13 protein-coding genes, 1 pseudogene and 1 riboswitch are annotated in these 12,588 nt (G+C 64.3%); of the genes and pseudogenes, 8 read left to right on the plus strand and 6 right to left on the minus strand.

Annotated features, from left to right (window positions below; genetic code table 11):
- Positions 1-79: 79 nt before the first annotated feature.
- The 3 genes and pseudogenes from CXR02_RS21525 to CXR02_RS21535 form a co-directional block, all read left to right on the plus strand.
- Positions 80-436: pseudogene (locus CXR02_RS21525) on the plus strand (transposase); the annotation flags it as partial.
- A gap of 344 nt (positions 437-780) precedes the next feature.
- The gene (locus tag CXR02_RS21530) at positions 781-1,101 is read left to right on the plus strand and encodes a GYD domain-containing protein (protein ID WP_058930002.1); all 321 of its coding nucleotides are present in this window, start codon (positions 781-783) and stop codon (positions 1,099-1,101) included.
- A gap of 185 nt (positions 1,102-1,286) precedes the next feature.
- A complete protein-coding gene (locus CXR02_RS21535) occupies positions 1,287-2,513 on the plus strand; it encodes a glycosyl hydrolase (RefSeq protein ID WP_104063852.1) in 1,227 nt (408 codons plus the stop codon).
- A 37-nt stretch (positions 2,514-2,550) separates the two neighbouring features.
- Here CXR02_RS21535 and CXR02_RS22520 read toward each other — a convergent pair whose 3' ends face one another.
- Positions 2,551-2,712, minus strand: coding sequence for a hypothetical protein (locus CXR02_RS22520; protein WP_181037330.1), 162 nt, complete (start codon positions 2,710-2,712; stop codon positions 2,551-2,553).
- A 12-nt stretch (positions 2,713-2,724) separates the two neighbouring features.
- A complete protein-coding gene (locus CXR02_RS21540) occupies positions 2,725-3,915 on the minus strand; it encodes a glycosyltransferase family 2 protein (RefSeq protein WP_181037331.1) in 1,191 nt (396 codons plus the stop codon).
- 240 nt (positions 3,916-4,155) lie between these two features.
- On the opposite strand from CXR02_RS21540, the gene CXR02_RS21545 reads away from it, so the two are divergent.
- Together CXR02_RS21545 and CXR02_RS21550 are read left to right on the plus strand one after the other, a co-directional pair.
- On the plus strand, positions 4,156-4,458 hold the full coding sequence (locus CXR02_RS21545) for a DUF4193 domain-containing protein (protein WP_104063859.1): 303 nt from the start codon (positions 4,156-4,158) through the stop codon (positions 4,456-4,458).
- 236 nt (positions 4,459-4,694) lie between these two features.
- Entirely contained in the window at positions 4,695-5,243 is a 549-nt protein-coding gene (locus tag CXR02_RS21550) for a hypothetical protein (protein ID WP_104063854.1), read from the plus strand.
- 112 nt (positions 5,244-5,355) lie between these two features.
- Here the strand turns inward: CXR02_RS21550 and CXR02_RS21555 are convergent, their stop codons facing one another.
- From CXR02_RS21555 to CXR02_RS21565, 3 genes are read right to left on the minus strand one after another with little or no spacing between them, the layout of a single operon-like run.
- Positions 5,356-6,918, minus strand: coding sequence for an APC family permease (locus CXR02_RS21555; RefSeq protein WP_104063855.1), 1,563 nt, complete (start codon positions 6,916-6,918; stop codon positions 5,356-5,358).
- Between the two features lie 13 nt (positions 6,919-6,931).
- Complete coding sequence (locus tag CXR02_RS21560; protein ID WP_104063856.1) at positions 6,932-7,957, minus strand: agmatine/peptidylarginine deiminase; 1,026 nt, start codon at positions 7,955-7,957, stop codon at positions 6,932-6,934.
- Entirely contained in the window at positions 7,954-8,988 is a 1,035-nt protein-coding gene (locus tag CXR02_RS21565) for a nitrilase-related carbon-nitrogen hydrolase (RefSeq protein WP_104063857.1), read from the minus strand. Before CXR02_RS21565 ends, CXR02_RS21560 begins: the two co-directional genes overlap by 4 nt.
- A 212-nt stretch (positions 8,989-9,200) precedes the next feature.
- On the opposite strand from CXR02_RS21565, the gene CXR02_RS21570 reads away from it, so the two are divergent.
- Positions 9,201-9,680 (plus strand): Dps family protein, encoded by a 480-nt coding sequence (locus tag CXR02_RS21570; RefSeq protein WP_056346612.1) that lies wholly within the window; start codon positions 9,201-9,203, stop codon positions 9,678-9,680.
- 97 nt (positions 9,681-9,777) lie between these two features.
- On the opposite strand, the gene CXR02_RS21575 is transcribed toward CXR02_RS21570, so the two are convergent.
- Complete coding sequence (locus CXR02_RS21575) at positions 9,778-11,364, minus strand: MFS transporter (protein WP_104063858.1); 1,587 nt, start codon at positions 11,362-11,364, stop codon at positions 9,778-9,780.
- Between the two features lie 67 nt (positions 11,365-11,431).
- Here CXR02_RS21575 and CXR02_RS21580 point away from each other — a divergent pair, with 67 nt between their 5' ends.
- Together CXR02_RS21580 and CXR02_RS21585 are read left to right on the plus strand one after the other, a co-directional pair.
- Positions 11,432-11,971: a TetR/AcrR family transcriptional regulator gene (locus CXR02_RS21580; protein WP_104063860.1), complete on the plus strand. Its 540-nt coding sequence runs from the start codon at positions 11,432-11,434 to the stop codon at positions 11,969-11,971.
- A 107-nt stretch (positions 11,972-12,078) separates the two neighbouring features.
- A riboswitch (glycine riboswitch) is annotated at positions 12,079-12,176 on the plus strand.
- A gap of 198 nt (positions 12,177-12,374) precedes the next feature.
- Positions 12,375-12,588, plus strand: a 214-nt coding sequence (locus CXR02_RS21585; RefSeq protein ID WP_146072582.1) for a hypothetical protein, incomplete at its 3' end; no start/stop codon positions are given.

Raw genomic sequence — 12,588 nt, forward strand, 5'->3', positions numbered from 1 at the left:
GAGCCACAAACCGCAGGGACCACGCACACCAGCCCGGGCCGACGGCAGCCTCGGCATAGCCGCGGGCTCGGCATAGGCCTGGATCGTGCAGACCGACCCGACACTGGGCCGGGCCTACTATCTCAAGGAAGGCCTGCGGACCGTCTTCCAACTGCCCCATGCTGAAGCCGCGGAGGCCCTGGACCGGTGGGTGGCCTGGGCCAGAAGGTGCCGCATCCCCGCGTTCGTCAAGCTGCAAAAGACCATCGTCAAACACCGGGCCAGCATCCTCGCCTCGATCGAGCACGGACTCTCCAACGGACGCATCGAATCCATGAACACCAAGATCAGACTCATCACCCGCGTCGCATTCGGCTTCAAATCACCCGAAGCCCTCATCGCCCTGGCCATGCTCAGCCTGGGCGGACACAAACCCTTGCTCCCGTGCCGAAATTAACCCACGGAAGAATCAGGAGAGCCCAAAAACGCAGCTTGTACATACAAGTTAGCGGAGCTTTAATGTGCTGTTTTGCAGGTATTTGAGAACTCTCGGATAGGGCGCAAAGGCAGCCTCAAAGAAGCTGTTCATACATCTCTTGCAGGTATGTTCCTGCCGCGAGCGAGCCGCGGGTACTCGGGACATCGGGATAGGACACCCACCGACCGTTGCCAGTTCCCGGGGGAGGGCCTAGACTCGGCCCACAACCCCAGCCGGGGATTACTCCAGAACCCTTCACTCATCCCCTGTTCTGGGCGTGCGGATAGGTTCGTGTTCTGGGCACAGCAGAACAGGAATCGGCCATGACTAAGTATCTTTTCCAAGCAAATTATGTGGGCCAGGGCATCAAAGGCCTGATGCAGGAGGGTGGGTCCAAGCGTCGGGACGCGGTTGTAAAGGCCTTGGAGTCGGTTGGGGGATCACTGGAATGCATCTACTACGCGTTCGGCGAGACGGATGTCCTGGGGGTCTTCGACGTTCCCGATCAGCCGAGCGCTGTTGCCCTTTCCCTGATGATCAATTCCACCGGCGCCGTGGACCTTCACCTCACGCCGCTCATGACACCCGAGGATATTGACGCAGCTGTGGGCAAGACACCTGCCTACCGGGCCCCTGGTCAGTAACGGCTTCGACTGGGCTGCCTCGTGCAGGCCAGTCGAACCTTCGGTCACCAGAGTTCCTTTCAAAAATATTCGAAAAAATCCGGTCTGGTTTCGGCGTCCAACCCTTAGGATCAGGAAAGTGCCGGTAGGCACCACCTGACCGGCGGATTTCCAACCGCCTTGCCGATTGCGGGGGACCGATCGCTATGCTTCGAACTTTGAAATTCATCGCGACAGTGGTTGGCCTGGGCCTGGCTTTGGGACTGATGCCAGCCCAGGCGGCCCAGGCAGCGCCCGCCACAGGCCGGATCTCCCTCAGCCCGGCCACTGGGCCAGCAGGATCCGCCGTCACGGTCAGCGGAACGGGGTTCAAGGCCTCCACCGCGGGGACGGTGATCGCCGGTGCCACGACTTTTCCCTTCAAAACTGCGGCCTCGGGTGCCTTCAGCACCTCGATCGCCATCCCTTCTGCAGCCACGGGATCATTGACCATCACGGCCAAGACCTCGTCCATCCAGGCCTCGTCCGTGTTCACAGTGACCGCGCCGGTCCCGACGCTCCCCCCGGTCAGCACCGCCGCGCTTCGCTTCGGGGTGGCCACGGCCGGCGGCCCGCTGGCCAACGGCGAACTGGATGAAGTGGCGCAACTGGCTGGCGAAAGCCCGTCCACCATTCTCTTTTACAAGGACTTCCTCCAGGCGCCTCCCATCGCCGAGATGAACTCCGTCCGGGCACGCGGCGCCGTCCCGCTCATCACCTGGGAACCCTGGGCCTGGGGCGGTGGGATGGAACAGCCCGCCTACTCCCTGGACCGAGTTGCCGCCGGCGACTTTGACGCCCACATCACGCAGTGGGGCCAGGCACTTGCGGCCTGGGGCCAGCCGGTCCAGCTCAGATTCGCCCATGAGATGAACGGCAACTGGTACCCGTGGGCCGAAGGCGTCAACGGCAATCAGGCCGGCGACTACGTAAACGCTTGGCGCCATGTCCATGACGTTGTTGCTGCCACCGGTGCCGGCAACGTGTCCTGGGTCTGGAGCCCGAATGTTCCCTACTACGGTTCCACCGATCTCGCCGGCCTCTTTCCCGGCGCCGGGTACGTGGATGTTGTAGCCCTCGACGGGTACAACTGGGGCACGTCCGCCTCGTGGAGCGGCTGGATATCGCCGCAGGATCTCTTCGCTCCGGGGATAGCCCAGTTGCGTACTCTGGCACCCGGAGTTCCCATCCTGATCAGCGAGACGGCTTCCAGCGAAGCAGGGGGCAACAAGGCTGCCTGGAACAGTGAGCTCGTGTCCTATCTGGCGGCCCAGCCCGATGTTGTCGGCTTCGTCTGGTTCCACCTCCAGAAAGAAACCGACTGGCGGATCAACAGCAGCGCCACCTCCGCCTCAGCGTTCAAGTCCGCATTGCAGGCGCGCCGGACTCCCTGACTCAATGCTCAATCTCCCGGTAGTCAGGGACCGGTAATCAGGGCCGCACCTTGTTGTCCCGGCGCACCAGTCCCAGCAGGGCCATTCCTATGAGCATCACGCCAAGCGCGGTCAGTAGCGCGGCCATGACGTCCAGGCCGGTGTAGGCCAGTCCGGTTGCGCCCAGAGCGGCTCCGGAAGCGGGTAGGGCGGCGTTCATTCCGTACATTTGTTAGTTGATTTCCTCTGCTGTGTATTGCGCTTCCCAGCGGTCTATCCGCCGCCGGGTGATCTTTGCCGTCAGGACAGCGCACCAGGAGGCCAGAAACCAACCGGACCGCATCCACATGAACAATTCCTGCGGGAAAAACGTGGCTGCCATTAGGACGTCCTTCCAGTCGCGGTGCGGAATCCGTAGGGCCCGTTTGATGTCCAGGGCCACGAACAGGATTGGCACCAGCCACCAGAACAGGACGACGCGAAACACTCCCAACGAGAGTGAGAGAGCAATGACGGCGATCCACAGCAGCCTCAGGAACACACCCAGCAGACCCATGGCCTGCTGGCCCCAGTCCCGCAGGGTCAGCCGGTTGATTCCAAGGTCCAGCAGGTCTTCCACGGTGCCGACCTGCCATTTCATCCGCTGGCCCCACAGCGCTTTGAGTGTCTTCATCGAGTCGGTGTAGGCGCGGACATCGGGGGAGACCTGGCAGATAAAGCCCAGTTCCCGGATGCGGTACGTCAGTTCGAAGTCCTCGACCTGTGAGGTGTAGACCCACGGCCCTTCCCGGTCGTTCCGGGCCGCGATCTGACGGAGGACGGCGTTATTGATGGCGCAGCCGGTTCCTGCCAGAACGCTGGTCCGGCCCCGCCTCAGGGCCGTATCGGTCCATGTGGCGAATTCGGCCTTCTGGAGCCGACTCAGAAATCCGGGGTCCTGCATCGTGAATTTCGACGACGAGCCACCGAGGAGCGCGCCCCTTTCGGCACTGAACTCCCGGGACCAGGCTTCGACGGCGTTCGGGGGCAGGACGGTATCCGCGTCGAGGCAGATAACCACGTCGGCGTCGACTGCGTACTTCGCCCAGGCCCGGTTCAGGGCTTCGGATTTGCGGTGTTGCAGTCGTGGAAGCTCCATCACGGACACCGGGTATTTCCGCGCTTCCCAGGCCGTTGAATCGGTGCAGCCGTTGGGGATGACCACGATGAGGTCCGCGGGACGGGACTGGAGCATCAGGCCATCGAGCGTTGCCCCGATCGAGCCGGCCTCGTTGTAAGCGGGCACCAGCACGACTACGCGCAGGCCAAGTGCTGCTGGGGTAGCCTCGCCCGCATCGGATGCGACGCGGGCTGCCCGCCGGGTGGAATGAACGGTAGGCGAGCGCGTCGCGTCGGCCGGCGGGAGGGGCAGTGCGGTATCCACGGCGGCCTCCTCGGGTGGGTTTTGCAGGCCCCAGCGGCCTGCGAATCCATCCTGACGGCGACTTCTCAGATTTCGCCCCCGGATGCCCTCAAGATTCCATCAATTACCCCGTCTGCAGACGGCGAACCAACGAAATCTGTCTTGTTGGCCACACTGTTGCCCAAGTAGCGGCATAATGACCTAAACTGCTTCACTGAGGTGCCTGAAATGGTGCCGTGCAGCGACGAAAGTGAACACGCCATGGCTACCGATTACGACGCTCCACGCAAGACTGACGACGAGGCTTCCGCCGAGTCGCTGGAGGCCCTGCAGGCATCCCGCAGCGGCAGTGCCCAGACCGCAGTCATCGACGTCGACGAAACCGACACCGCCGAAGGCATCGACCTTCCCGGAGCCGATCTCTCCGGCGAAGAACTGACCGTCATTGTGGTTCCCGAACAGTCCGATGAGTTCACCTGCTCATCCTGCTTTCTGGTCCGGCACCGGTCCCAGATTGCACGCGAAAAGAATGGCCTGAAGTACTGCATCGAGTGCGAAGGCTGAACGGCCGACGGCGGCACTCCGGTGAGGTGCGCCGGCGTCGTTATTATGCATAACGGCAGGGTGCAGAAACGGTGTCAAAAGCGTTTCGATGGCCCCGCAAAGTGCTTCAGAATTACGCCCGCGTGACCGGAACCAAGGCCGATTAACGGTTCCGTGCCGAAGCGGCAACAACCCTTTTGAGTGGCCTTGGAGACTCCTACGCTTGAGCTACCTAATCACTCGAAGGGTGGCCCACAATGAAAAAGATTCATACGTGGCTGACAGTCATTTTGATGGCTGTCGGATTGGGTTTCCTGGCTCCGGGGCCCGCCTCGGCAACCACATCGTATTGCGGACTCATATGGGGATCGCTGGCTGAATCAGACCCGGCCATGAGCACCGCATCCGTCACCAACGTCCGGACGGGGCAGCACTACTGCTTCGACCGGATGGTGGTTGATCTCAACGGCCCTGTTGCCGGCTACACGGTTCAGTACGTTCCGACCGTGGTCCAGGACGGTTCAGGTTTTGAAATCCCGATGCGGGGTGGCGCATTCCTCCAGGTCACTGTGAATGCACCGTCCCACGACAGCAACTACAACGCGACATACAGGCCGGCGAACGAGGTCGAACTGTCGAACGTGTCGGGATACCAGACCTTCCGGCAGGTGGCCTACGCGGGCAGCTTTGAGGGCTACACCAGCATCGGACTGGGTGTCCGTGCCCGGCTCCCGTTCCGGGTATTCACCCTGGACGGCCCCGGATCCGGATCGCGCATGGTGGTGGATGTAGCGCACTTCTGGTGACCCGCGGTTCGCTGCTGAACCGCCGTTGAGGCAAGATCAGGAAACCAAAGAACGGCGCCCTGCTCCGGAGACTTTCCGGGCAGGGCGCCGTTCTGCGCTGTGGGTGGCGCAACTACTCGGGGACCACCAGTGCGGGTGTGTCCCGGCGGATGGTTTCGCCGCGGAAGAACCCCGGGCGGAGGCGTGCCATGATCACCATCAGCACGGCCCCGAGCGCCAGGATCCCGATGCCCAGGACAAACACCAGCCCAACTCCGAAGACCTCGGAGCCGCTGCCGAACTCCGGCGCCCAGCTGTCCATGGCTGTCTGCAGGAACACCACAAACAATCCGACACCGCCCAGCACCGGGCACAGGAGCCGCAGCACGAAGTTGCGGACGCTGCTGAACACGCTGTTCCGGAAGTACCAGGCGCAGGCGATCGCGGTCAGGCCGTAATAGAAGCAGATCATCAGGCCGAGGGCCAGGATGGTATCGTTCAGGACGTTTTCGCTGATCACATGCATCACCGCGTAGAACCCAGCGGACAGGATGCCCGCCGCCACTGTTGCGAAGCCCGGCGTCGAGAAACGCTTGCTGATGTGGCTGAACGGCGCAGGCAGCGCGCCGTAGTGGGCCATGGCCAGCAGGCTGCGCGACGGAGACGTGAACGTGGACTGCAGGGACGCGGCGGAACTGGACAACACCGCGAGCGACATCAGGATGGCGAACGGCCCCATGATCGGCGAGGCCAGCGCCGTGAAGAGATTCTCGTGGTTCTCAGCGTTGTTCAGGCCAATCCCCGTATCGCCGACGCCGGCGAACATCATGGTGGAAATGGTCACCAGCAGGTAGATCCCCAGGACAACGACGGCGGTGAGGGTGCCCGCCAGTCCGGCCGTCTTTTTGCCGTTGGCGGTTTCCTCATTCACAGTCAGGCACACGTCCCAGCCCCAGTAGACAAAGATCGACAGCGAGATGCCGGCAGCGATCTGCCCGAACGTCTCGATCCTGGTGACGTCGAACCACTCCCAGCTGAACGGGATGGCCGTTTCCGACGTGGACCAGTTCGCGAACGCCATGCCAACGAAAAGCCCCAGGACCAGCAGCTGGAATCCGACGAGTCCGTACTGGACCAGCTTGGTGGTGTGCAGGCCGCGGTAGCTCACCCACACGGCGAGGGCCACGAACACGAAGCACGTCAGGACGTTCAACGGCTTATTGGCCGCGAGGTCCGCGAGTTCAGGCGCACCCGTCAGCTGCGACAGGAAGAGATAGAAGAAATCGACGGCCACGCCCGCCAGGTTGGACAGGACGATGATGTTGGCGGCGAGCAGTCCCCAGCCGCCCATCCAGCCCACCCAGGGGCCAAACGCTTTGGTGACCCAGGTGAACGTGGTGCCGCTGTCCGGGGAATCGGCGTTGAGTTCCCGGTAGGCGAGTGACACCAGGATCATGGGGATGAACCCGATCAGGAAAATGACGGGCAACTGGAGCCCCGCCTCATTAACGGTGGGGCCCAGGGCGCTGGTCAGCGTGTAGGCCGGTGCGATAGTGGAAATGCCGAGAACGACGACGGCGAGGAGGCCCAGCTGCCCGCCCTTCAGTCCTTTTGCGGTGATGCCGTGCGCCGAGCCGGCCGGGTCGGTCCCGGATGGCTGGCTTGCGGGGGTGCTCGTACGGGTGGTTTGAGTCATTGTCCAGCGCTTTCTACGAGGCAGCAGGCTGCTGTTGGGTGATGCAGTGGATGCCGCCGCCGCGGGCGAAGAGCTCACGGGCGTCAATGCCGACCACACGCCGGCCGGGGTAGGCCTCCGCCAGGATCTGCAGCGCCTTGTCATCGTTGGGGTCCCCGAACGTACAGGCGATGACGCCGCCGTTGACCACGACGTGGTTGATGTAGCTGTAGTCGACAAAGCCTTCGTCATCCCAGAGCACTTCAGGGGCGGGGACTTCGATGATGGTCCACTCCCGTCCGGCCGCGTCCCTCGTGGTGCGCAGGTGCTCGAGGATGTCCCGGCTTACCTGGAAGTCCGGGTGGCGGGGGTCCTGCTGGGAATGCACCAGCAGTGTGCCGGGGGAGGGGATGGCGGCCACGATGTCCACATGACCGCGCGTGCCGAACCGTTCCGAGTCGCGGGCCAGTCCGCGCGGGAGCCAGACCACCTGGGTTGCGCCGATGGTCCGGGCGAGCTCGGCTTCGACGTCGGCCCGGCTGAGTCCCGGGTTGCGGCCCGGATCCAGCTGCACGGTTTCGGTCACCAGCACGGTTCCCTGGCCGTCCACCTGGATGCCGCCGCCTTCGTTGACCAGCGCGGACACGATGTGCATGGCGCCGGCACGGCCCGAGACTTCGGCGGCGATCAGCGCGTCCTTGTCCCAGCACGCCCAGTCCTGGGCGCCCCAGCCGTTGAAGACCCAGTCGACGGCGCCGAGGCTCCCGTCCTGGTCCAGCACAAACGTGGGGCCGATGTCCCGCATCCATGCATCGTTGAGCGGGGCGGCAAGTACCTCGACGTTCCGGTTCAGATAGCGGGCGGCGATGCCGACGTCGTCGGGGTCCACCACCACGGTGACCGGCTCAAATTCGACGGCGGCGTTGGCCACCGCTGCCCAGATGGACCGGGCAGCGTGGGCATCCTCCTCCGTGTCGCCCAGCGTGTAGCCGCCGGTGGGAAAGGCCATCCACAGCCTCTCCTGCGGAGCGGTTTCGGCGGGCATGCGCCACGTGCTCATGCGGTCACCTGCGCGGATGCGAGGACTTCGCCGCCGAGCGGCTGGTCACGGCGTACGGGTTCCGTGAGCCGGCCGTAAGTATCGGGGCGGCGCGTGGACAGGAAGGGGAAGAGCGTCAGCCAGTCCCGCCGCTGGTCCAGGTCGAGGTCTGCCACCAGCACTGCGGAGGCGTCACGCGGGGCCTGCACCAGGACGCGGCCGTAGGGATCGGAGATGAAGGAGGAGCCGTAAAAGTTCAGCGTTCCTTCCTCGCCCCAGCGGTTGGGCGCCACCATGAACAGGCCGTTGGCGATGCCGTTGCCCACAATCACTTGCTGCCACAGCGGCTGGGTGTCGAAGTCCGGGTGGTCCGGCTCTGAGCCGATGGCGGTGGGGTAGACCAGGATCTCTGCGCCACCGAGGGAGTAGAGCCGGGCCACCTCCGGGAACCATTCGTCCCAGCAGGTGGGCATGCCCAGCCGGGCGCCGCCCAGTTCTGCCGGCGCGTGGACCTCGTAGGCATCCGCGGCCGCCGGCCCCTGGCGGAAGAACTTGTCTTCGTAGTAGCCGGCGGTGACCGGGATGTGGAGCTTGTGCGTGCGGGCGAGCAGTTCGCCCTCGGACGACACCAAGATGGCAGTGTTCAGCCCCAGGCCGTCGTCGCGGCCGTCCGGGTTCGGTGCCTGCTGGTACAGCGAGGCATGGACAGCCACGCCGTGGCGGCGGGCCGACTCGGCAGCAAACCGGAAGGTGGGTCCGGTGAGCAGGTCCTCAGCGATGTCCGACGGACGGGGCCGCACCGCTCCAGGGCGCGTGGTGTCATTCTCCGGGCGCGTGTCCGCGGGGTAGCGGGAGAGGGTGAGTTCGGGCAGGAATACCACCGTGGCACCGAGCCTGGCGGCGCGGCCGATTCCTTCATCGAGTTCGGCCTGCAGGACGGCGGTGTCTGCATGCCAGCGGTGCTGCACAACGCCCACCCGAAGGGCAGGGCGGACGGACGGCGTTGTCCGGGCCAGGGACGTGGGTGAGTCGAGGCAGGAAATTTCAATCATATGCTTGCTTCCAGTGAGACGACCGTCACTAAATGAATGACGTTCATTTAGTATGGAGGGTGGACGGCTTTCGCGCAATGGTTTAAATGAATCCCATTCTTTAGTCTCGCTCCGTGAGATTAGTAAGCTCACTGAGAAATTTGCTTCCGGCCTGCCGCGATCGATCCCGTGGCTGATAGCGTCGGGACTACTGGACCAATCGAGGAGGATTCATGAAAGCTTCACCGACCCTGACCAATAACCTGCAGGCCGTACTTGCGGACCTGATTGAGCTGCACATCCAGGGCAAGCAGGCCCACTGGAACATTGTGGGGACCAACTTCCGGGACCTTCACCTGCAGCTGGACGAAATTGTGGATGCCGCCCGGCAGTTCGCGGACGATATGGCCGAGCGGATGCGCGCCCTGCATGCCCTGCCGGACGGCCGCAGTGCCACCGTGGCCAAGTCCACCAGCCTCGCGCAGTTCCCCGAAGGCCTCATCAACACGAAGGACGCCATCGAGCGGATCGTTGCCGCGCTTGAGGCTGCCGTGGGCACCATGCGCAAGGTCCATGACGAAGTGGACGAAGAGGATCCCACCACCGCGGACCTGCTCCACGAATTCATCGCCAAGCTGGAGCAGTACGCGTGGATGGTGAACGCCGAGACCATGAAGGCCTCCGCCAGCGTCACCGCCCCTGACGCCAAGTAAGAGCCGGCCCCTAGTGAGGCCACAAGCGCCCGGCGCCGGAATGACTTCCTGCGCCGGGCGCTTTTTGTGCGCTCGCCGGCTTGCCGGAGATGTGCGCCTAGTCCGCCGTCGGAACTTTCCGGAGTACGACGGCGGCAAGGACTGCCGCGCCCGCCATCAGTACCAGCGCGATTGCCGCAGTGGTGTGGACCCCCGAATCAAACGCCAGGCGTGCTGCGCCGCGGAGCGCTTCGGCCAGCGGAGCAGGCAGGCCGGCGGCCAGCTCCACGGCGCCCGCCAGAGTTTCACCCGCCTGGTGTACTGCACTGCCCGACGCCGTTTCCTCCACCCCGGCCGGAAGCCGGAGATTGCGCTGGTAGGAAGCGGTCAGGATCGAGCCCAGCACCGCCGTCCCCAGCAGGGACCCCACCTCATAGCCCGTTTCGGAGATGGCGGCCGCCGCTCCTGACTTCTCCGCTGGAACGGAGCCCAGGATGAGGTCATTGGAAATGGTTTCCGCTGTGCCCACGCCCAGGGCGAGGATCAGCAGCGCGGCCAGCAGGAGGGCCGGGCCGGAGCTGTGGTCACCGAAGACCACGATTCCGTAGCCGGTGGCGCTCAGGGCCAGGCCACCCGCCACCACAAAGCCCGGACGCACCTTCCGGACCAGAGGCACCACTGCCAGCCCAGCAAACACTGTGGCCACTAGGGCCGGGATCATGGCAATTCCGGCGGCCGACGGCGTCATCCCGTCCAGGAGCTGCAGGTGCTGGGCGAGGAACAGGATGAAACCGTTGAAGGAGAACAGGGCCAGCACGTTTGCCGTGATGGCAGTGCTGAAGACCCGGTTGCCGAACAGGGACATGTCCAGCAGGGGGCTGGCCAGCCGCTGCTGGCGGCGGACAAAAACGACGCCCATGGCCAGGCCAAAGGCAACAAGACCCACAGGAGCGGCCCCGAAACCATCGGTCGCCAGCTCCTTGATGCCATACACAACAGGCACCATTACGAGCAGGGACAGGACGATGCTGGGCACGTCGACCCGCCCGGGGCGCGGATCTTTTGATTCCGGGATGAACGCAGGGCCGAACGCCAGCAGGGGCAGCATGATGGGCACGGCGACCAGCAGGATGGCGCCCCACCAGAACTGCTCCACCAGCCACCCGCCGAAGATGGGGCCCAGGGCGGCGCCGCCGGAGAAGCCGGCGGCCCAGATGGCCACGGCCAGGCGACGCCGGTTTGGGTCCGGAAAAATATTGCGGATCAGGGACAGGGTTGAGGGCATCAGCATGGCCCCGAAGAATCCCAGCATCGCACGTCCCGCTATCAGCCACTCCGCGCTGGGGGCAAAGGCTGTTGCTGCCGATACCGCGGCGAAGCCAACGCTGCCGGTCAGCAGCAGGCGGCGGCGCCCGATCCGGTCACCCAGGCTGCCCATGGCGACCAGCAGTCCGGCAAGCACCAGGGGATAGGCGTCCACAATCCACAGCAGCTGGACTCCGGTTGTCTCCAGGCTGCTCGCGATGGCCGGAAGCGCGAACGTCAACGCAGTGTTGTCCACCGCAACCAGGAGCACCGGAAACATCAGCAGGGCCAGTGCGAGCCAGTCGCGCCAGGGCGCCTTGGCGGGCCCCGACGGCCGGAGACCGGCTGCCGTGGTGGATGTGCTTCGGGTGTTCTGGTTGGACTGTGCGGACAACGTCATATCGTTAACTATACCGTCCAGACGGTACAGTTAAGAAACGGGGCCCGGAGCATGCATGATTGAAGCCATGGCCAGAAATCCCGTCGCACGCGACGCAGTCCTCGACGCTTTTGAAGAACTCCTGATCGACGTGGGGGAGCGGGCTGCCACTTTGGATGCGGTGGCCAGGCGGGCGGGCGTGTCCAAGGGTGGATTGCTCTACCACTTCCCCAACAAGGAAGCCCTGATCGCTGCGGTGCTGGAACGCCTGGACCGCCTGGCCGTCGAGGACCTCGCGCTGATGGCCGCAGCAGCCGAAGGTGCGGCGGCCTACTTCATCCGTTCCTCGCTTTGGTCCGATTCGCCGATGGACCGCTCCTTCGTGGCCGCCACGCGCCTGGCCGAAGTGGCCCATGAAGAGGCCCGGCGCCGCTTTGCCGCCATCCAGCAGCAGTGGCTGGACCTGATCGCGGCCGACGTCGGCACGGCCATGGCGAAAGCCGTGCTGTATATGGGGGACGGGCTGTATTTCAACGCCATGTGGGAAAGCGGCACCACCGGGGACGGCGGGGGCAGGCATGGGGACATTGAGGAGCTCCTCGCTGCCGTGGAGCGGCTGCGGGACTGAACCCCGACGACCTCATTTGCCCGGTGGCCCGGGGCGTAGGAGAATTGGACCGCGTGGCGACCATCTGCGGCCGCCACAATATCGAGTATTAAATCTGAATATGCCTTTGATCTGCGGCGGGAGAGTTCTGTTAGTAGGTACAACAGGCGCCGTAGGAGCAAATCCTCCCCAGGAATCTCTCAGGCCCACGTACCGCCGCGGCCAGGCGACTCTGGAAAGTGGCAGGCCGTCCGCCTGAAGCGTCCCGGATCACTCCGGAATGTCAGGACCGCTGTGCCCACCGACGGTGCAAGCGCAACCTAGCGGAAGCTGGCTGCGCGGAAACTCTCAGGTCCCAGACAGAGCGGGGAGGAACTCGAGTCGATGTGGCGTACCCTGCGCCGCCTTAGTAATGGAGTTCCTTGTGAGTGTTAATTCGGCCTCGGCCACTTTCGTTGACCGGCATATTGGTGCGCGCCGCCAGGCCGATATTGACGCCATGCTCAAGGCCGTCGGCTACGGCACTGTGGACGCGCTGGTGGATACTGCCGTCCCCAACGGCATCCGCCAGGCCAAGCCGCTGGCCCTCAAGGACGCCCTCAGTGAGGTTGAGGTCCTTGCCGAGCTGCGGAAGCTCG

The organism is Arthrobacter sp. 4R501 (genome assembly GCF_002929755.1).
GTDB lineage: Bacteria > Actinomycetota > Actinomycetes > Actinomycetales > Micrococcaceae > Arthrobacter.